We start from the raw sequence: 19,528 nt of genomic DNA, 5'->3' as shown, positions 1-19,528 counted from the left end.
AGAGAAAATGTCATTTAACCGGGACGATCTCAGCGACGGCGGCGGCACCATTTTGCCCGCCATCACCATCGGCCGCCGCAGCGCCGATGCCAATGCCCGGTTCCTGGCATCCCTGCGCGAGCATATCGATTATGCCTTCCAGCCGATCGTGAATATCCGCAGCGGCACCTGCTATGGCTATGAAGCCTTGCTGCGCGGCGCGGAAACCATCGGCTTCAAGAGCATCCAGCAGCTTTTCGATCATGCCTACAGCGAGAATCTGCTGCACAAGGCCGACATGCTGCTGCGCGAGAAGGCCATCGCGAAATTCGCGCAGCTGCCGGGCAGCACCGAACGGAAGCTGTTCTTCAATCTCGATCCCAGGCTGCTGGAATCGCCGGACTACCAGCCCAACCAGACGCTGCCGATCATCGAGCGCCATGGGATTGATCCGCGATCGGTCTGTTTCGAGCTGACGGAACGCCATGACACCAGCAATATTGCGGATTCCATGCGGGTGCTGCGCAGCTACCGCACGCAATCCTACCTGCTGGCGATTGACGATTTCGGCACCGGTTTCTCGGGCCTGAAGCTGCTGTACGATTATCAGCCCGACAAGGTGAAGATCGACCGGTTCTTCATCACCGGCATCGAACGCGATCCGAAGAAGAAGCTGTTCGTTTCCACCATCGTCGATCTGGCGCATGTGCTGGGCATCATCGTGGTCGCCGAAGGGGTGGAGACCGAGGCCGAACTGATCACCTGCCGGGATATCGGCTGCGACCTGGTGCAGGGCTATTTCGTGGCCCGTCCGACCACGGAACTGGCGCAAATTCAGGATCACTACGAGCATGTGGCGCAGATCACGCTGCGCGACCGCCGTGCCTCCCGGGATGGCAATGCCGGCGACCGGCTGGCCATGGAGTTCATCCAGCCGCTGACGGTCGATACCGACATGAAGGACGTCTTCGAGACCTTCCGGACCAACAAGCAGCGCACCTTCTTTCCGGTGATCGACCGTCAGGGGGAGCCGATCGGCATCGTGCGCGAGGAAGCGCTGAAGGATTACATCTACTCGCCCTATGGCCGCGACCTGATCCACAACAAGGCCTATGGCAAGGCGCTGAAGGATTTCATCACCCACTGCCCGGTGGCCGATATCCATGACGATACTGGCAAGATCCTGGAAATCTTCGCGCTGGCGGAAAATGCCGAGGGAATCCTGATCGTCACCGACCAGCGCTATGTCGGCTTCCTGTCCACCACCTCGCTGCTGCGGCTGATCAACGAGAAGAATATCGCCACCGCGCGCGACCAGAACCCGCTGACCAAGCTGCCCGGCAACAATTCGATCCACGCCTATGTCGCCACGGCGGCGACGGACCCCGAACTGGCGGTCACGCTAGTCTATTTCGATTTCGATAATTTCAAGCCGTTCAACGACACCTACGGTTTCCGCCAGGGCGACCGGGCGATCCTGCTGTTCGCCGAACTGCTGCAGAAGCATTTCGTGAACCGCGCGGCGCTGATCGGCCATGTCGGCGGCGACGATTTCTTCCTGGCGCTGGAAGGCGTGGCGCCGGAGAGTGCGGCCGAAATGGTGAGCGATCTGTGTCGCACCTTCGCCGAGGATATCGCCAGCTTCTACGATTCCGAGGCGCGGGCGAAGGGCTATATCGACGCCACGGACCGGGACGGGCAGCCGCACCGCTACCGGCTGATGACCTGCAGCGCGGCGCTGCTGCATGTTCCGGCCGGGCGGCGTTGCTGCTCGCCGGATACGATGATGGATACCGTCGGCAAGCTGAAGAAGCAGGCCAAGGGGGCGGAGAACGGCATGGCGGTCCAGATCCTCGATTCTGCCGACTGAACCGCCACCCGTCAGAAGATCAGGCCAAGGAACCCGAAGCCCATCGCCGCCTCGGCGAGGCTGTAGGCCACGAACAGAACGAAGCCCAGGGTGAAGAACCGCACCGCCGGCAATGCCATCCGCCCGGGCAGCAGCCGGCCCGCCGCATAGCCCGCCACCGGCAGGAAATGCATCGCATGGGTGGCCAGGAAGTGCGGCACCCGCAGGTCGCCCGCCCCGACAGCATGACCGGGAAAGGCAACAGCCATGCCGCCGGCCACCGGAACGGTCAGCGCAAAGGTCAGGATCAGCCCCCAGATCACCGAGAAACGGAAGGCCGGCTCCAGCGCCAGCCCGCCGGCACGGCGGATCGCCAGCCCGTAGATCAGGCTGGACGAGGTCAGGTAGGTCGCCAGCGCCCCCATCATCGGATAAAGCGCCGCCATCAGCGGGTTCGTCGTGTTGAAATGCGACTGGATTCCCTGTGTCGCGGCAGCACCAATCCAGAGCATCTCCAGCCCAGTGCTGAGCACGACCCCACCCGCGAACAGGCGGTACCAGCGGGTTTCCGTCATGCCAGCCGGCAGCCAGCGCGCGAAGAAGGCCAGCGTCAGGAAATACAGCGTGAGGGAAATCTCGAACTTCAGCGGCTTGATCCAGAGATTCTCGCCCAGCAACATGCGACCATCGAACGCCATCGCCAGCAGCGTCGGCGGTATCATCAGCATCAACACCAGTGCCGTTTCGGCGAACAGCCTTTCCGCGCCAAACAGGTCCAGGAACAAGCGGTTGAGCGGACGGACGGGCCGGAAGCCGGCCTCCTGCATCGCCAGCGTGCTCATGACGCCACCTGCCCCGCCACGGTCGGGCGAACTGTCCGGTGAGCGGCACGCAGAATGAGGAAGGCAACGAACCCCGCCGGGCCGAACAGGAAGGTCAGCGGCAGGCAGGGCAGGACCAGCCAGAACGGCATGCCGGCGCGCTGGCCCGCGCGCACTTCCCAGGCCCCGACAAACAGGTCGAAGGCCAGGTAATGCAGCCAGCCGGCCAGCACGATTTCCGGCTGGGTGAACAGGATCATCACATTCTCAAGCGTATCGAAGCCGCCTTGCGCCCTCGACCAGAAGGCCAGGATCAGGCCGGTATAGGCCAGCGACAAGAGGCCCGGCACCAGCAGGGCGGACAGGCGCGGCAACAGACGCGGCGCCAGCGGCGTGGCCAGCAGCCCGGCCCAGCCCAGCAGGGCAGCCGTGTTTGCCAGTTGGAACAATGCATCGGGGGACATGATCACCTCCTAACTTGACGATGTAAAGATAGGGATGAACGCGAATCCTGACGCTGTCAAGATTATTTTGACCGTGCGATCCAAAGGCGCTATTCAGAAGGCAGGATCGCAACCGGAAAGAACCATGCAGGAAGACGCGAAACCCGCCGAGGCGGCATCGGGCCGGCAGTATCACCACGGCAATCTGCGCGCGGCGCTGATCGAGGCCGCCGAGGCGGAGCTGACGGACAAGGGCGTGGAAGCCTTTTCCCTGCGCGGCGTCGCCAAGCGCGCCGGCGTCAGCCACGCCGCCCCGGCGCATCATTTCGGTGATGCGGGCGGCCTGCTTACCGCTCTGGCAGCAGAAGGCTTCACACGCTTCCTGGAAAGCATGCGGGCGGCTCAGCGCAACGCCGCGCCGGACCCGGCGGCGCAGATGAACGCTGCCGGCCAGGGCTATCTGGATTACGCGGCGCGCAGCCCGGCACTGTTCCGGCTGATCTTCTCCTCCGACCGGCCTGATTTTTCCGATCCAGCGCTGGACAGCGCGGCCTCGGCCGCCTTTCTGCATCTGGTGGAGGGTGTGCGCCGGCTGCGCGGAGATACCGGTAGCACATCGCTTGCCGGCCTGATGCAGGACGAATCCCTGATGGCCGAGGTGGCGGGCATCTGGTCCGTCGTGCATGGCATGGCGGATCTGATGAATTCCGGCCGGCTGAAATATCTCCAGACCCAGCCACCCGAGGTCCGGCAGCGGATTCTGGCGGAAGTGCTGCGCCGCATTTCCCGCACATAGAAGAACCCCGGAGAAGGGCTCTCCGGGGTTCCTTGGTAGCGGTCCCTGTTAATTCTGTTTTCGCGGATCGCCGGCGGCCCCTTGACCCCGGGCCGGTTTGAACCGGACCGGGCACCGGTAATCCGCGAAACTTTTGAGGCGCCTCCCCTGTGCCGCCCAGATCCTATTGCCTCAGAACTGCGCCGTTTCGGTCGAGTCGGCCATCGCCGTCGTGGCGCTCTGGCCGGACGACACCGCCATCGACACCGCATCGAAGTAGGAGGTGCCGACCTCGCGCTGGTGGCGGGTCGCGGAGAACCCGTCCTTCTCTGCCGCAAACTCGGCCTGCTGCAGCTGGCTGTAGGCGGCCATGCCGTCGGTCTTGTAGCGCCGCGCCAGATCGAAGGTCGTGTAGGAGAGATTGTGGAACCCGGCCAGGGTGATGAACTGGTACTTGTAGCCCATCGCACCCAGCTCGCGCTGGAACACCTTCATCTGCGCCTGGTCCAGATGCTTCGCCCAGTTGAAGGAGGGCGAGCAGTTATAGGCCAGCATCTGGTCAGGATACTGCTTGCGGATCGCCTCGGCGAAGCGCTTCGCATCCTCCAGATTGGGCGTCGAGGTCTCGCACCAGATCAGGTCGGCATAGGGCGCGTAGGCGAGGCCGCGCGCGATGGCGCAGTCGAAGCCGCCCTTCAGCCGGAAGAAGCCCTCGGCCGTGCGCTCGCCGGTGATGAAGGGCGCGTCATACTCGTCCACATCGGAGGTGATGAGGCGCGCCGCCTCCGCATCGGTGCGGGCCATGATGATGGACGGCACGCCCATCACGTCGCTGGCCAGCCGCGCGGCGTTGAGCGTGCGGACGAACTGGCTGGTCGGCACCAGCACCTTGCCGCCCATATGACCGCACTTCTTCTCCGAGGCGAGCTGGTCCTCGAAATGCACGGCCGCAGCCCCCGCCTCGATCATCGCCTTCATCAGCTCGAACACGTTCAGCGGACCGCCGAAACCGGCCTCGGCATCGGCGATGATCGGCACGAAAAAGTCGTGCTCGCCCGACTCCTGGGGGGTCTTCTGCCCGTCATGCCGCTCCATGGTCTGGATCTGGTCGGCACGCTGCAGCGCCTTATTGATACGCCGCACGATGGAGGGCACGCTGTCCACCGGATACAGACTCTGGTCCGGATACATATTGCCGCTGGTGTTGGCATCGGCGGCAACCTGCCAGCCCGACAGGTAGATCGCCTTCAGCCCCGCCTTCACCTGCTGCACCGCCTGGTTGCCGGTGAAGGTGCCCAGCGTCGGGACGAAATCCTCCTCATGCAGCAGCTGCCAGAGCTTGCGTGCGCCGTTCTCGGCCAGCGTGTGGCGTATCGGCAGCGAGCCCGACAGCCGACGGACATCCGCCATCGTGTAGGTACGGGCAACAGTGCGCCAGCGGTCCGGCGCCCATTCCGGCGCGGGGAAGGGTTCATTCGGCGCGCCGCCGGAGGGCGGGAAATTCATCGGCTGGTCGAGCATTATAGTCTCCAATCTGCTGGGCCTGGTGGCGACCCGATCTCTGTCGTCGGAAGAAAAGAGCGGCGCGGCTTCGGTCTTTCTGCCTTTGGCCGGAACGCCGCCGAGGAGGTTGAGGGAAGCGGTCAGGCGGTCGCCGCGGCGCGGCGGCGGACGAAGGTGGCGGCGAACATCTTCTCGCCGGCAAACAGCTCGGTCGTGGCCTCGCCATCGGCCAGCAGCAACTCATGGCGGCCGACGCGGCCGGCGATGCTGTAGCCTTCGCGGTCAAGCCCGCGGGCGGTGAACTGGCGCATCGCCTCCGCCATGGAGGGCGCGATGATGGTGCAGTAATCCTCTTGCGGAGGCATGGTGCGGTTGTTCTGGTCCTGCATGGTCGGTCTCCTCAATCTCTGCTCCGCAATGGCGCGGGCTGTTGATGTAAAGATTTGACACGAGCCGAATTTACGCAACAAATATCGTGAGTTAGCCGTGTAAACCTGCAAAACACAGGTCAAAGAAAACGGCACGGTTTGTAAAATTTTGTAAAACCGAGGGGCGGACATGACCGCAAAATCGGACCCGCAGATCGGATCGCGCATCCGCAAGCTTCGCCTGCAGCGCCGGCTGAGCCAGACCGACCTGGCGTCGGCACTCGGAATCTCGATCAGCTACCTGAATTTGATCGAGCACAACCGCCGCAAGATCACCGTGCCGCTGCTGTTCAAGCTGGCCGGGTATTTCGGCGTGGAGCCGGGCGACCTGGTCGATGGCGACGAGGCGCGGATCGTCGGCGACCTGATGGAGATGTTCGGCGAGGATCTGTTCGCGGAATCCGACCTTACCAACCACGACATCCGCGACTTCGCGCACAGCAACCCGGCCGTGGCGCGCGCCATCCGGCATCTCTCCGACCGCTATCGCGCGCTGGAATCGCACCGCCAGGCAGAGCCCGACATACCGAGCGAGGAAGGCCCGCCCTTTCATCTGGCGACCGACCGGATTTCCGATTTCATCCAGGAGAATGCCAATTACTTCCCGGCGCTGGAGGCGGCGGCGGAGCGGGTGCGCGCCGATATCGACCATGCCGCCGAGGATTTCGAGGGCGGGCTGAAGAGCTACCTTGCCAATGTGTTCGGTATCGACTGGCGCCTTTCCTCGCTGCCCTCCGGCATTGCCCGCAAGCTGGAGCCCACCAGTGGCCGGCTTTTGGTCTCCGACATATTGCCGCCGGAATCGGCGATCTTCGCGGCGGCGCACCAACTGGGCCTGCTGGCGGCGGTGCGCGAGATCGACGCCATCGTCGCCGAGGCCAGCCTGCCGGAAGGCGACGCGCCTGACCTCGCGCGCAACGCGCTGGCCGCCTATTTCGCCGCCGCCCTCATCATGCCCTATGAGCCGTTCTACCGGATGGCACGCGACTACCGTTACGACATCGAGCGTCTGGCACGCCGCTTCGGCGCCAGCTTCGAGCAGGTGTGCCACCGGCTGACCAGCCTGCAGCGGCCGGGCCTGCAGGGCATCCCGATGCACCTTGTGCGCACCGATATCGCCGGAAACATCTCCAAGCGCTTCTCGCTGTCGGGTATCCAGATTCCGCGCCATTCCGGTGCGTGCCCGCGCTGGAACGTCTATGCCGCCTTCCTGCAGCCGGAACGCATCAATATCCAGATATCCGAGATGCCAAGCGGCGAGCGCTATTTCTGCATCGCCCGCACCATCACCAAGGGCGACTACCGCCACAACGCCCCGCGCCGGCATTTCGCCATCGGCATCGGCTGCGCCATGATCCATGCGCGCGAGATGATCTATGCCGATGGCTTCGACCTTGCCAACAGCGCGCATGTGGTGCCGATCGGTGTTGGCTGCCGCATCTGCCCGCGCATGGAATGCGGCCAGCGCGCGCATCCGCCGGCCAACCACCGTTTCCGGCTGGACGAGGCAATCCGCCCGGAAAGCCTTTACACGATGATGTAAAAGGCCGGTTAGCCGGCGATACGGCGCAGCGGGTTCCGGCTGCCGCGCACGCGCAGTTTGGGAGCGGATTTCTTGTCGCCCCGCCACGGCGCCAGCAGATCGGCGATATCGGCCGAGACGGCGACCGTACCGTCGCGCGCATAGGCCTCGTGATTCTCCTCGATATCCTCGCGCCGGTAGAGATAGTTCACCATCAGCCCGGCAGATTCCTTCAGTCCCTTGGCGGACACGTCACCCAGCCAGTTCAGCCGTTCGATCCGCGCGCCATTGCCGAGATGGAAGCGCGCCACCGGGTCGAGCAGCCTTCCCTTGGGCTGGATGGTGAGATAGCGGGCGCACAACCGCTCCAGCAGCTCGTGCAGCGCATCCGCCAACGCCTTGTCCTGCTGCCAGCCGGGCTCGGCCAGCAGCTTTGCCAGGACCGACGGATCGGCGAAGTCCGCATTCCGCTCGGCGATGGTCGCGCGCTCGGCATCGGGCAGCAGCTCCGGATCGGCGGCCAGCGCGCCGTCCAGCCAGCGCCGGAAACCGGGGATCGGCGACAGGGTGGAGAAGATCTTCAGCTGCGGCAGATCGGCGGCCAGCGCATCAACCACGCGCTTGATGAGAAAGCTGCCGAAGCTAATACCGCGCAGGCCGTTCTGGGTGTTGGAGATCGAATAGAAGATCGCGGTGTCCGCGTCTTTCGGGTCGGCCACCGGCGCGCTTTCGTCCAGCAGCGCCTGGACCGATCCCGCCAGCCCTTTCACCAGCGCCACCTCGACGAAGATCAGCGGTTCGTCCGGCATGCGCGGATGGAAGAAGCCGTAGCAGCGCCGGTCGCGGGCCAGCCGATTGCGCAGATCGGCCCAGGAGCGGATTTCATGCACCGCCTCATAGGCGATCAGCTTCTCCAGCAGGGCCGCCGGCGAGTCCCAGGAGATCGCCCGCATATCGAGGAAGCCGACATCGAACCAGGCGGTCAGCAGATCCTTCATGTCGCGGTCAAGGCTGGCCAGGTGCGGCTGCTTCAGATCCATGCGCAGCAGGTCGGCGCGCATATCGACCAGGAATTTCACCCCCTGCGGCAAGACGTTGAACTGGGTCAGCAGCTTTACGCGCGGCGCCACCAGCACGCTGCGCAGCCTTTCCTCCGCTGCCAGCCGCGCCGCCCGGTCCGGTGCTTCCCGACAGGCGGCAAGCGCCGCATCCAGCGCCGCATCCTCGACATCGAACTCCCCGGCCAGCACGGTCAGGAAGCGTTCGCGCCCTTCCCGGTTCAGCCCGAGATAGAGCTGACCGATACCCGCCGCACGGGCACGGGCCGACACCTCACCACCCCGCGCCTCGATACATTCGGCGATGCGGGCGCGCAGCTTCTGCACAGCACCATCGTCCAGCGCGCGCGGCTCCTGTTCCTTGCCGCCGGCAATCTCGCGCCAGGCCGATTTCAGGTTGGTGAGCGCGCGGTCAAGCAGGCCGGGCGCCGGAAGCCCCTGCTGGGGTACGCCAGGCTGGGGGGCATCGCCGGACGGGATTGTTTCCGGAACCGGATTCGCAGCAGACACAGGGAACCTCGCAATGGCGTTTGACGGAATGGCTTCTTCAGCATGTGGGTATTGCCACCCTTCTGGCAATAACCGGCTACCCTGTCATCTTGCTGCAAGATGCTTGATTGAACTGCGCAAATAAAGACAATGCGAGGTATTGACGGCACCGGGGGGCCAAAAGCCCCGCCGGCCAGCCACCAGCAATCCTTAAACGGGACGCCTGATGCCGATTCTCTATGAGGTTCACACGCTGAAAGGCGGAAACTGGATGATCGATTCGACCTATTCCGACAGGGATAAGGCGGTCGATACGGCCAAGCAGCTTTATGCCGAAAAACGTTTCGAGGGCGTGAAGGTCATCAAGGATGATTATGACGCCGACGCCAATCAGGGCCGCGAGATCGTCATCTACGACACCAGCAAACCGGCCACCGAGAAGCGCACGCTGGTAAAGGAGACGCCAAAGGCGGCACCCGCCGCTGCCGACACGAAGGCCAATGTCGATTTCAAGCACCACAAGCACAAGGCCGGCGCGAAGGCGGAGGTTTCGGTCTTCCTGCGCTCGGTGATCTGGCTGCTCGTTATCCTGGGGGCTGGTATCACCATCATCTGGCTGCTGTTTGCCTTCACCGACTTCCTGGCCGGTGCGGGCATCATGCGCTGACGCTTTACAGGCGACCCATCAGGACCGAAGGGCGACGATCCGCTGCACCATGGCCGGCTTCGGTTCCGACTGTTCGATATCCTCGTAGGCGACGATTCTGAACGCCCCGCGCACGGCGTCCAGCAACTCACCCGGCTGCAACAGGAAATCCGGGTTGCTGGGCTTGCCGAAGCGTTCGTTGCCGGCGGCAAAGGTCTCGTAGAGCAGGGCACCGCCGGGCGCTACCGAGGCCACAATATCCGCCAGGATCGGCCGCCATAGATAGTTGGTGACGACCACACCGGCGAAGCGCCGGTCCGCAAACGGCCAGGGCCCGCCATCCTCAAGGTCGTGCTGCAGCAGTTCGACTTCCGGATCGTCCGCAAGATCGGATAGCCCGGCAATGTCGATATCGACCGCAACCACCGGATGGCCCAGCCGCCGCAAAAGCCGCGTGTGCCGTCCACCGCCCGCGGCCACGTCCAGTACCGTGCCGCCCTCCGGCACCAGCCCGGCGTGGCGCACGATCCAGTCTGAGGGGCGGGGATCACCATGCATGCCGATTTCTCTTGTTTCATTCGGATGACACGCCACATTAAATGCCCAATTCGATTGGCATTCATGCAGACACCCCATGATCCGATATCAGCTACGCTGCGACAAGGCGCACGGCTTCGAGTCCTGGTTCCGCGACAGTGCTGCCTATGATGCGCTGGTGAAGGTGGGCGAGGTCGCCTGCCCGGTCTGCGGCAGCACCAAGGTGGAAAAGCAGCTGATGGCCCCTGCCATCGCGAAACCGTCGGAAAGCGCCCCCGCGACCGCAGGCAACGATCAGGCCATGGCCGTCGCGGGCGAACAGCTGCGCCAGCTGCGCGAGCTGCGGCGGCAGATCGAGGCGAATGCCGATTATGTCGGTCCTGCCTTCGCCGAGGAGGCGCGCAAAATCCATTATGGCGAGGCCGATCCGCGCAGCATCTATGGCGAGACCTCGGGCGAGGACGCCAAGGCACTACGCGAGGAAGGCATCGATATCGCCGTCGTGCCCTGGGTTCCCACAGCCGATAACTGACAGCCGGGGCTTAGGGCCCTAAAAGCTAAGGCCGCGGCGCCCGCTTGTTCAGGATGCGCTGCAGGGTCCGCCGGTGCATCTTCAGCCGGCGCGCCGTTTCCGAGACATTGCGGTCGCATTGCTGGAACACGCGCTGGATATGCTCCCAGCGCACCCGGTCGGCCGACATCGGATCGTCCGGCGGCGGCGGCAGTGCCTCCTTATGGTCCAGCAGCGCCGCCTCGACCGCATCGGCATCGGCCGGCTTCGGCAGGTAATCGACGGCACCGGCCTTGATCGCGGCGACGGCGGTGGCGATGTTGCCATAGCCCGTCAGCATCACGATCCGCATGTCCGGGCGGGCACTGCGCAGCGCCTCCACCACATCCAGGCCGCTGCCATCGGCCAGCCGCAGATCGACCACCGCATAAGCCGGCGGCTGACCGTGCCGCGCGGCGTCCAGACCTTCCGCGACGGTTTCCACATCGGTAACGGCAAAGCCGCGCTTTTCCATGGCCCGCGCCAGACGCTGGCGGAAGGGCGAATCGTCATCCACCAGCAGCAGGGTCATGTCGCCGGCGACTGGCCCCGTCATCCTGTGAGAACTGTCTTCCGCCATGTCTCGGCCTGCTCCTTCGTTCTTACCGGGATAGCGTTCTCATCCCTGGGCATTATCTGGTGGTTCTGGAAGCCAAAACCAGCTTTTTAGCAGCAAATACTAGCCGGTATGCGCCCGTGGCCAGCGCAATGTCACCCGCGCGCCGCCGCCTTCCCCGGCATTGCCGAAATCGACCAGCGCCCCGGTCCGCCCGAGCAGGGTCTTGGCGATGAAAATGCCAAGGCCCATATGGCCGTCCCGCTGCGTGCGGCCAGAGAGATACGGCTCGCCCAGACTGTCCAGCACGGCGAGGGGATAGCCTGGCCCGTCATCCTGGATTTCCACCAGCACCGTGTTCTCATCCCAGTGCAGCCGGACCTCCACGGTCTCACGCGCGAACTGGATGGCGTTCTGCATGATGTTGCCCAGCCCGTGCATCAGTTCCGGCGTATGCGGCAGGGTAGGCTCCTCCCCCGTTGGCGGATTGCCTTCCGAGTCCGCCGCTTCCAGCACGAGCACGATCGGATCGCGGCGATAAGGCACTGCGGCTGCTTCCACCGCGTCGGTCAGGCGGATGCGGCTGAACGGCGCATTGCCGTCGGCCTCCGGCCGCTGGCTCAGCTGCGCCAGAATGCGGCGGCAGCGGTCGGTCTCGCTCTGCAGCAGCTTCAGATCGTCGGCGATCTCGCTGCCCGCCGGCACTTCGCGGATCAACTCCTTGGCAACCACCGCGATGGTGGACAGCGGACTGCCCAGTTCGTGCGCCGCCGCCGCCGCCAGCCCGCCCAGCGCGGACAGGCGCTGTTCGCGCGCCAGCGCCATCTGCGTCGCGGCCAGCGCATCGCGCATGCGGCGTGCTTCCTCCGCCACCAGCCAGCCGAAGGTCGCCATGAAGATCGTGGCGATCCACAGCCCGGCCCAGATGCCCAGCACATAGGTCTGCGGCAGGTCGAACAGTGGCCTTGTCATCCAGGGCAGCGGCAGGTGGAAGAAGGCCAGCAGGCTGAGGCAGGCCAGCGACAGCACGCACAGCGCGATGGTGGAGCGTGCCGACAGGATGGTCGCCGCCACGGTCACCGGCGCCAGCACCAGCAGCGCGAAGGGGTTGGTGAGGCCACCGGTGATGAACAGCAGGCCCGAGAGCTGCAGGATGTCGAAGGCCATCGACCCCGCCGCCTCGCGGTCGGTCAGCCGCGCCGAGGAAGGCTGGCGCAGTGCGGTCGAGAGGTTCAGCAGCGCCAGCAGGCCGACGATGGTGAAGCCCAGCTCGATGGGCAGGTCGAAGCCCAGCCAGAAATAGGTCACCAGCAGCGTCGCCGCCTGCCCGCTGACCGCCACCCAGCGCAGCATGACCAGCGTGTGCAGACGCACCGGGTGGGTCAGTTCGTAGGGCGTCATCGGACGGTCGGGCGGGGTCGGGCTCATCTCACTATCGCTTCTGTACGCAACGGACCGCATCGTCCTATATAGACGCTATGCCCGATGCCGTCCTCGAAGTCCAATCCCTGCGCAAGGACTATATCAGCCGCGAGCGGACCGTGACCGCCGTGGACGGGATCGATTTCGCCATCGCGCCCGGCCAGACCGTGGCGCTGCTGGGCGGCAATGGCGCCGGCAAGACCACCACACTGTCCATGCTGCTGGGGCTGCTGATCCCCACTTCCGGGTCCATTCGTATCCTGGGCGAGGATATGGTGCGCCACCGCTATCGCGTGCTGCCGCGCATGAATTTCTCCTCGCCCTATGTGGAGCTGCCGCACCGGCTGACCGTTGCCGAAAATCTGGGCATCTATGCCCGGCTCTACGGCGTGCGCGACCGCAAGGCGCGGATAGCCGCAATCGCCGCCGACATGGATATCGAGGCCCTGCTGGAACGCCCCGCCGGCAAACTGTCCGCCGGGCAGAAGACGCGGGTGGCGCTGGCCAAGGCGCTGCTGAACCGGCCGGAAGTGCTGTTGCTGGATGAGCCGACGGCGAGTCTGGACCCCGACACGGCGGACTGGGTGCGCCAGTATCTGCGGCGCTACCAGCAGGACAGCGGCGCCACCATCCTGCTCGCCTCGCACAACATGCAGGAGGTGGAGCGGCTGTGCGATGCCGTGCTGATGATGCGCGGCGGGCGGATCGTGGACCGGGGTGCCCCGTCGGAGCTGATCGCGCGCTATGGCCGCCAGAACCTTGAGGAAGTCTTCCTCGACATCGCCCGCCGGCCCGACACCGCGCCGGAGGCGGTCTCCGCATGATCGCGTCCGCCAACCGGATCGCGGCAATGGTGCTGCGCTATCTCTATCTGCTGCGCGGCTCCTGGCCACGACTGCTGGAACTTGCCTACTGGCCGACCGTTCAGATGGTCATATGGGGTTTCATCACCCAGTTCTTCCTCGGCCACTCCTCCTGGGTGGCGGAGGCCGTCGGCGTCCTGCTGGCCGCCGTGTTGTTGTGGGATGTGGTGTTCCGCAGCCAGCTCGGCGTTTCCATCTCCTTCCTGGAGGAAATGTGGTCACGCAATCTGGGCCATCTCTTCGTCAGCCCGCTGAGGCCGCAGGAATTTGCCGCGGCGCTGGTGAGCATGGCCTTGATCCGCACGCTGATCGGCGTGGTGCCGGCGATGCTGCTAGCGATCCCGCTCTATCATTACTCGATCTTCTCGCTGGGCCTGCCGCTGCTCGCCTTCTTCAGCGCCCTGATGATCATGGGCTGGTCGCTGGGGCTGGCGGTCACCGGCCTCATCATGCGCGTGGGGCTGGGCGCGGAAAGCCTGGCCTGGATCACCATTTTCGCCTTCGCGCCGGTCAGCGGCATCTACTACCCAATCGCCACATTGCCCTTCTGGCTGCAGCCCATCGCCTGGGCCACGCCGTCGGCCTATGTGTTCGAGGGCATGCGCGCCGTCATGTTCGAGGGCGTGTTCCGCTGGGACCTGTGGGCCGGCGCCATGGCTGTGAACGCCGTCTATCTGGTGCTGGCCGTGGGCTTCTTCCTGCTGGCCTTCCGCAGCGCGCGGCAACGCGGCCTGCTTCTGCAACAGGGGGAATAGGCTGGTGACGGATACTGTCGGCCCCTTGCTCTATCTGCGCGGCGCATCAGAGGAACGAATCAGCCTCGCCGCCCTGCTGGTGCTGCCGGACGGACACGAACCGCCGCTGCTTGATGCCGAGGGCGAGAGTGTCTCCGCGACCCGGCTGCTGACGCGGCTGGAGAAAACCGCCTGGCGCTATGACTTCACCCTACCGATGCGGCGGGATACCGGATACAGCCTGGGTGGCACGCACTATCCGGTGAATGCCGATTTCCACGGCGACCTGCGCATCGCCTTCGTGTCCTGCAACGGGCAGGAGGAGGATGACCGCAAGCGGCCACTGGACGAACGCAACGCGATGTGGCGGCGGCTGCGGATCGAACATGAAGACCGGCCCTTCCAGCTGCTGCTGCAGGGCGGCGACCAGATTTATGCCGACGAACTGCTGAAAAGCCATCCGGCGCTGAAGCGCTGGGCGCGCGGCAAGCGGCCCCCCGAGGCGGGCACACCGCAGGCCGATCTCGCCGAAACCCTGCAGGATGGTTTCTTCGGGTTGTATCTCGACATACTGGGCCAGCCGGCGATCTCCGGCATAATGGCGCGAGTGCCCTCGCTCGCCATGTGGGACGATCACGATATCTGCGACGGCTGGGGTTCGCTGCGCCCGGCGAAGCTGGATTCGCCGGAGGGCAAGACGCTGTTCGCCGTCGCCCGCGAGCATTTCCTGCTGTTCCAGTATGGCGCCCGGCCGGACGAGCTGCCCGGCTTCTGCCCGGACCGGACCGGCGCCAGCCTGGGCTGGCATGTCGCCTTGCCCGGCCTGCAGGTGATTGCACCCGATCTGCGCTCCGAACGGCGGCCGAACTGCGTCATGGGGCTGGCGGGCTGGAAATCCTTCGAGACCATGCTGGAGACTATCCGGTCCGGCGCGGGTGGTCGCGTCCTGCTGCTGTCCAGCGTGCCAGCGCTGGGGCCGCGCTTGTCCTGGGTCGAAGCGCTGATGCATCTGACGCCGCGGCTGGAAAAATACGAGGACGATCTGCGCGACCAGTGGCAGAGTCGCACCCACCGCGAGGAATGGAAGACTTTCCTGGAGCGGCTGGCGGCACTCCATGCCAACCCCGCAACGCCGGTGACCTGCCTGTCGGGCGAGATTCACCTGGCCACCCACGGCACGCTGGATGTACCGCCGAAGCCGCTGCACCAGCTGGTCGCTTCCGGCATCGCCCATCCCGCCCCGCCAAAGGGCTATGCCATCGGTCTCGGCCTGCTGGCGCGCTTTGGCAGTTCGCCGCTGCCCGGTCATCCGATCCGCCTGCGGGGCCTGCCCGGCCAGTCCGGCACCTATACGGCGGAGCGCAACTATCTGGTGCTGGAGCGCAGAGGCGCGGACTGGACCGCCAGCTGGGAGCTGGAACAGTCCGGCCGCACGTCCGAGGTGGATATTTAAGAAGCAGGACGGCAGCGGAATCCCTCCACACACCCAGACCGTCACCCCCGCACTTGTTGCGGGGGTCCAGGCTTCAGTCTGCTGGATGCTCGCCCGTGTAAGCGGAACCCTGGATTCCCGGGACAAGCCCGGGAATGACGACAGAGGGAATTCCACTATTGGCGTATCAGTTAGAAATACTGTCTCTCACCACCAATTGACGCTCACGCGGGGCGATGGGCATTGTAGCGCATGCTCCTGTTTCTCGGCCAATCGACGGAAATCCTGATCCTGCTGATCGCGGCGCTGGCCATCGATGCCTATGCCGGCGGCTTCGTGTGGCCGCGCAGCCTGTCGCGGCTGAATCCGGCCCATCTGCTGGGCCGGCTGGCGCGCTGGTTCGACGACCGGCTGAACCGGCCGGAACGCACGCCGCGCTCGCTGCGCATCCGGGGCTGGCTGGCCCTGCTGGCCCTGCTGATCCTGGTCCTTCCCGTGGGAATTGCGGTGCATGGTCTGGCGATGACCAGCGGCTTCGGCTGGGCGCTGGCGCTTTGGCTGATGGTCGCCTTCGTGACGCTGCGCCGCACTTACGATCTGGCGGAGAATGCCCGCCGCCTGCTGCAAGGCGGCACGCTCGCCGAGGCGCGGCTGTCGGTCGATGCGCTGACCGACCGCGATATCTACCGGCTGGACGAGCATGCCGTGGCCCGCGTCGCCGTGGAGTCGCTGACCGAGCGCTTCGTTGCCTGGGTCGCGGCCCCGCTGCTGTGGGCGGCGCTGTTCGGCCTGCCCGGCCTGCTGGCCCAGGCTGCCGCCCATGCCGGCGCGCGCATCCTGCGGCGCGGCGACCAGACGCTCTACGGCCGCGCCTTCACCCTGGCCGACCGGCTGTTCCAGGCGCCTGCCTCCTGGCTGGCGGGGCTTGCCTTCACGATAGCCGCCATCGCCGTACCGACCGCGCGGCCCCTCACGGCCCTGCGCATTCTGCTGCGCGACGGCGGCAAGGCGAAAGACCAAACCGAAGGACGAGCTCTGGCGGCGATGGCCGGCGCGCTCGATCTGTCGCTGGGCGGCCCGCGCCAGCATGCCGCGCTGACCGTGCCCGGCGCATGGATCGGCAGCGGCCGTGCGCGGCTGCAACCCGACGATGTGCGCCGCGCGCTGATGCTCTATGCGGTGTCCGGCGTGGTGCTGGCCGGCGTACTGGCCGCGACCATCGTGGTCAGCCTGCGGCTTTAAAACGAAAACCCCGCCGGCATGACCGGCGGGGTTTTCGTTTCGCCTGCGATACAGTCCGCGATCAGCGGCGCATCACCATCATCTTCTTGATCTCGGCGATTGCCTTAGCCGGGTTCAGATGCTTCGGGCAGGTCTTGGTGCAGTTCATGATCGTGTGGCAGCGATAGAGGCGGAACGGATCCTCCAGCGCGTCCAGACGCTCGCCGGTCTTCTCGTCGCGGCTGTCGGCGATCCAGCGATAGGCCTGCAGCAGCACGGCCGGGCCGAGATAGCGGTCGCCATTCCACCAGTAGCTGGGGCAGGAGGTGGAGCAGCAGAAGCACAGCACGCACTCCCACAGCCCGTCCAGCTTCTCGCGCTCCTCCGGGCTCTGCCGGCGCTCGGTATCCGGTGGCGGGGCCGATTCGGTCTGCAGCCACGGCTCGATGGAGGCCAGCTGCGCATAGGGCGTCGAGAGGTCGGGCACCAGGTCCTTGATCACCGGCATGTGCGGCAGCGGGTAGATCTTCACCTCGCCCTCGACATCCTCGATAGGCTTCAGGCAGGCCAGCGTGTTGGTGCCGTCGATGTTCATCGAACAGGAACCGCAGATGCCCTCGCGGCAGGAACGACGGAAGGTCAGCGTGGTATCGACCTCGTTCTTGATCTTGATCAGCGCGTCGAGAACCATCGGCGCGCAATCATCCAGATCGATCTCGTAGGTATCGACACGCGGCGTCTTCCCGCTGTCGGGATCGTAGCGGTAGATCTTGAACTTCTTGACCCGCTTCGCCCCGTCCGGCGCCTTGTAGGTCTGGCCGTCGGTAACCTTGGAGTTGGCGGGCAGCGTGAACTGAGCCATGGGGGTTTCCTTGTCCTGGGCTCTAGAAGAAATGGCCGGGCTTAGTAGACGCGGGCCTTCGGCGGGATCGTCTTGATCTCGTTCGACATGGTGTTCAGATGCACCGGGCGATAGCCCAGCTCCACCTTGAAGCCGTTATCCACATCACACCAGGAGACCGTGTGCTTCATCCAGTTCTCGTCGTCGCGCTCGGTGAAATCGTCGCGGGCATGCGCGCCCCGGCTTTCCTTGCGCGCCTCGCCGGATTCCAGCGTGACGATGGCCTGGCCCATGAGGTTGTGAAGCTCCAGCGTCTCCACCAGGTCGGTATTCCAGATCAGCGACTTGTCGGTCACCGCCACATCGACCAGCCCCTTGGCGACATCGTGAATATTCTTCACGCCGGTCTCCAGGATGTTCTGGTCGCGGAACACGGCGGCATGACGCTGCATGACATGCTGCATCTTCAGCCGCACCTCGCCGGTCTTGGTGCCGCCCTTGTTGAAGCGCACGGCATCGAGTCGCGCGATGGCGTTCTCGCCCGCACTCTCGGGCAGCGGCTTGTGCGGGGTGCCCGGCTTCAGCGTCTCGCCGCAGCGATTGGCGCAGGCCCGGCCGAACACGACCAGGTCGAGCAGCGAGTTGGTGCCGAGGCGGTTGGCGCCATGCACCGACACGCAGGCCGCCTCGCCCGCCGCCATCAGGCCGGGGATGGTGGCGTCCGGATCGTCCTTGGTCGGCCGGAACACCTCGCCATGATAGTTGGTCGGGATGCCGCCCATATTGTAGTGCACGGTCGGCACCACGGGGATCGGCTCCTTGGTCACATCGACGCCGGCGAACACCTTGGCGGTCTCGGAGATGCCGGGCAGGCGCTGGTGCAGCACCGCCGGGTCCAGATGCTCCAGATGCAGGTGGATGTGATCCTTGTTCGGACCGACGCCGCGGCCCTCGTTGATCTCCACCGTCATCGCCCGGCTGACCACGTCGCGGCTGGCCAGGTCCTTGGCGTTCGGCGCATAGCGCTCCATGAAGCGCTCGCCCTCGGAATTGGTGAGGTACCCGCCCTCGCCGCGCGCGCCCTCGGTGATCAGGCAGCCTGCACCATAGATTCCGGTCGGGTGGAACTGCACGAACTCCATGTCCTGCAGCGGCAGGCCGGCGCGCAGCACCATCGCCCCACCATCGCCGGTGCAGGTATGCGCCGAGGTGCAGGAGAAATAGGCGCGGCCATAGCCGCCGGTCGCCAGCACCACCTGGTGCCCGCGGAAGCGATGGATCGTGCCGTCCTCCAGGCACAGCGCCATGACGCCACGGCACTCGCCCTCCTCGTCGATGATGAGGTCGAGCGCGAAATATTCGATGAAGAACTCCGCCTTGTGCTTCAGACACTGCTGGTAGAGCGTGTGCAGCAGCGCATGGCCGGTGCGGTCGGCGGCGGCGCAGGCGCGCTTGGCCATGCCCTCGCCGTAGTTGGTGGTGTGGCCGCCGAACGGGCGCTGATAGATCTTGCCCTCCTCGGTGCGGCTGAAGGGCATGCCGAAATGCTCCAGCTCGATGATCGCCGGGATCGCGTTGCGGCACATATATTCGATGGCGTCCTGATCGCCCAGCCAGTCCGACCCCTTCACGGTGTCGTACATGTGGTACTGCCAGTTATCGCCATCATTCATGTTGTTCAGCGCGGCACCGATGCCGCCCTGCGCGGCCACCGTGTGGCTGCGGGTCGGGAACACCTTGGTCACGCAGGCGGTCTTCAGCCCGGCCATGGTGGCGCCCATGGTCGCGCGCAGGCCGGCACCGCCGGCCCCCACCACGACAACATCATAGGCATGATCGACAATCTTGTAGGACTGCAT

General features: G+C 65.3%; 19 protein-coding genes. 9 read left to right on the top strand and 10 right to left on the bottom strand.

The window, feature by feature from the left end; genetic code table 11:
- Positions 1–7 precede the first annotated feature (7 nt).
- Positions 8–1,849 (top strand): bifunctional diguanylate cyclase/phosphodiesterase, encoded by a 1,842-nt coding sequence (locus MK313_RS02080; RefSeq protein ID WP_008945600.1) that lies wholly within the window; start codon positions 8–10, stop codon positions 1,847–1,849.
- A gap of 11 nt (positions 1,850–1,860) precedes the next feature.
- On the opposite strand, the gene MK313_RS02075 is transcribed toward MK313_RS02080, so the two are convergent.
- Positions 1,861–2,670 (bottom strand): hypothetical protein, encoded by an 810-nt coding sequence (locus MK313_RS02075; protein ID WP_287779931.1) that lies wholly within the window; start codon positions 2,668–2,670, stop codon positions 1,861–1,863.
- Positions 2,667–3,113 carry an ABA4-like family protein gene (locus MK313_RS02070; RefSeq protein WP_121221176.1) on the bottom strand — a complete coding sequence of 149 codons (447 nt, stop codon included), beginning with the start codon at positions 3,111–3,113 and terminating at the stop codon, positions 2,667–2,669. Before MK313_RS02070 ends, MK313_RS02075 begins: the two co-directional genes overlap by 4 nt.
- Before the next feature lie 124 nt (positions 3,114–3,237).
- Between MK313_RS02070 and MK313_RS02065 the strand changes: the two genes are divergently transcribed.
- On the top strand, positions 3,238–3,888 hold the full coding sequence (locus tag MK313_RS02065; RefSeq protein WP_121221178.1) for a TetR/AcrR family transcriptional regulator: 651 nt from the start codon (positions 3,238–3,240) through the stop codon (positions 3,886–3,888).
- A gap of 171 nt (positions 3,889–4,059) precedes the next feature.
- On the opposite strand, the gene aceA is transcribed toward MK313_RS02065, so the two are convergent.
- Together aceA and MK313_RS02055 are read right to left on the bottom strand one after the other, a co-directional pair.
- Positions 4,060–5,373, bottom strand: a complete 1,314-nt coding sequence (aceA, locus tag MK313_RS02060) for an isocitrate lyase (protein ID WP_121221639.1) — start codon at positions 5,371–5,373, stop codon at positions 4,060–4,062.
- Between the two features lie 137 nt (positions 5,374–5,510).
- Positions 5,511–5,759, bottom strand: a complete 249-nt coding sequence (locus tag MK313_RS02055) for a hypothetical protein (RefSeq protein ID WP_008945595.1) — start codon at positions 5,757–5,759, stop codon at positions 5,511–5,513.
- 169 nt (positions 5,760–5,928) lie between these two features.
- Here MK313_RS02055 and MK313_RS02050 point away from each other — a divergent pair, with 169 nt between their 5' ends.
- Entirely contained in the window at positions 5,929–7,341 is a 1,413-nt protein-coding gene (locus tag MK313_RS02050) for a helix-turn-helix domain-containing protein (protein WP_287779930.1), read from the top strand.
- Between the two features lie 8 nt (positions 7,342–7,349).
- Here MK313_RS02050 and MK313_RS02045 read toward each other — a convergent pair whose 3' ends face one another.
- Positions 7,350–8,798, bottom strand: a complete 1,449-nt coding sequence (locus MK313_RS02045; protein WP_416054101.1) for a malonyl-CoA decarboxylase — start codon at positions 8,796–8,798, stop codon at positions 7,350–7,352.
- Between the two features lie 295 nt (positions 8,799–9,093).
- On the opposite strand from MK313_RS02045, the gene MK313_RS02040 reads away from it, so the two are divergent.
- Positions 9,094–9,534 carry a hypothetical protein gene (locus MK313_RS02040; protein ID WP_008945592.1) on the top strand — a complete coding sequence of 147 codons (441 nt, stop codon included), beginning with the start codon at positions 9,094–9,096 and terminating at the stop codon, positions 9,532–9,534.
- Positions 9,535–9,552: 18 nt separating this feature from the next.
- Here MK313_RS02040 and MK313_RS02035 read toward each other — a convergent pair whose 3' ends face one another.
- Entirely contained in the window at positions 9,553–10,071 is a 519-nt protein-coding gene (locus MK313_RS02035) for a class I SAM-dependent methyltransferase (RefSeq protein ID WP_121221180.1), read from the bottom strand.
- A gap of 76 nt (positions 10,072–10,147) precedes the next feature.
- Between MK313_RS02035 and MK313_RS02030 the strand changes: the two genes are divergently transcribed.
- Positions 10,148–10,582 (top strand): DUF1178 family protein, encoded by a 435-nt coding sequence (locus MK313_RS02030; RefSeq protein WP_121221182.1) that lies wholly within the window; start codon positions 10,148–10,150, stop codon positions 10,580–10,582.
- Positions 10,583–10,607: 25 nt separating this feature from the next.
- Here MK313_RS02030 and MK313_RS02025 read toward each other — a convergent pair whose 3' ends face one another.
- A complete protein-coding gene (locus MK313_RS02025) occupies positions 10,608–11,156 on the bottom strand; it encodes an ActR/PrrA/RegA family redox response regulator transcription factor (protein WP_008945589.1) in 549 nt (182 codons plus the stop codon).
- Positions 11,157–11,279: 123 nt separating this feature from the next.
- The gene (locus tag MK313_RS02020; protein WP_121221184.1) at positions 11,280–12,584 is read right to left on the bottom strand and encodes an ActS/PrrB/RegB family redox-sensitive histidine kinase; all 1,305 of its coding nucleotides are present in this window, start codon (positions 12,582–12,584) and stop codon (positions 11,280–11,282) included.
- A 50-nt stretch (positions 12,585–12,634) separates the two neighbouring features.
- On the opposite strand from MK313_RS02020, the gene MK313_RS02015 reads away from it, so the two are divergent.
- The 4 genes from MK313_RS02015 (at position 12,635) to MK313_RS02000 (ending at position 16,849) form a co-directional block, all read left to right on the top strand.
- The gene (locus MK313_RS02015) at positions 12,635–13,402 is read left to right on the top strand and encodes an ABC transporter ATP-binding protein (RefSeq protein WP_121221186.1); all 768 of its coding nucleotides are present in this window, start codon (positions 12,635–12,637) and stop codon (positions 13,400–13,402) included.
- Positions 13,399–14,196, top strand: coding sequence for an ABC transporter permease (locus MK313_RS02010; RefSeq protein ID WP_121221188.1), 798 nt, complete (start codon positions 13,399–13,401; stop codon positions 14,194–14,196). Before MK313_RS02015 ends, MK313_RS02010 begins: the two co-directional genes overlap by 4 nt.
- Positions 14,197–14,200: 4 nt before the next feature.
- Positions 14,201–15,628, top strand: a complete 1,428-nt coding sequence (locus tag MK313_RS02005) for an alkaline phosphatase D family protein (protein WP_287779928.1) — start codon at positions 14,201–14,203, stop codon at positions 15,626–15,628.
- Positions 15,629–15,859: 231 nt separating this feature from the next.
- Positions 15,860–16,849, top strand: coding sequence for a cobalamin biosynthesis protein (locus tag MK313_RS02000; RefSeq protein ID WP_287779927.1), 990 nt, complete (start codon positions 15,860–15,862; stop codon positions 16,847–16,849).
- A 61-nt stretch (positions 16,850–16,910) separates the two neighbouring features.
- Here the strand turns inward: MK313_RS02000 and MK313_RS01995 are convergent, their stop codons facing one another.
- Together MK313_RS01995 and sdhA are read right to left on the bottom strand one after the other, a co-directional pair.
- Positions 16,911–17,690 carry a succinate dehydrogenase iron-sulfur subunit gene (locus MK313_RS01995; RefSeq protein ID WP_008945583.1) on the bottom strand — a complete coding sequence of 260 codons (780 nt, stop codon included), beginning with the start codon at positions 17,688–17,690 and terminating at the stop codon, positions 16,911–16,913.
- Positions 17,691–17,731: 41 nt separating this feature from the next.
- Positions 17,732–19,528 carry a succinate dehydrogenase flavoprotein subunit gene (gene sdhA, locus MK313_RS01990; RefSeq protein ID WP_008945582.1) on the bottom strand — a complete coding sequence of 599 codons (1,797 nt, stop codon included), beginning with the start codon at positions 19,526–19,528 and terminating at the stop codon, positions 17,732–17,734.

Source organism: Oceanibaculum sp. (assembly GCF_022449305.1).
GTDB classification, from domain to species: Bacteria; Pseudomonadota; Alphaproteobacteria; order Oceanibaculales; family Oceanibaculaceae; genus Oceanibaculum; species Oceanibaculum indicum.
This window is presented reverse-complemented; position numbering and strand designations above follow the sequence as displayed.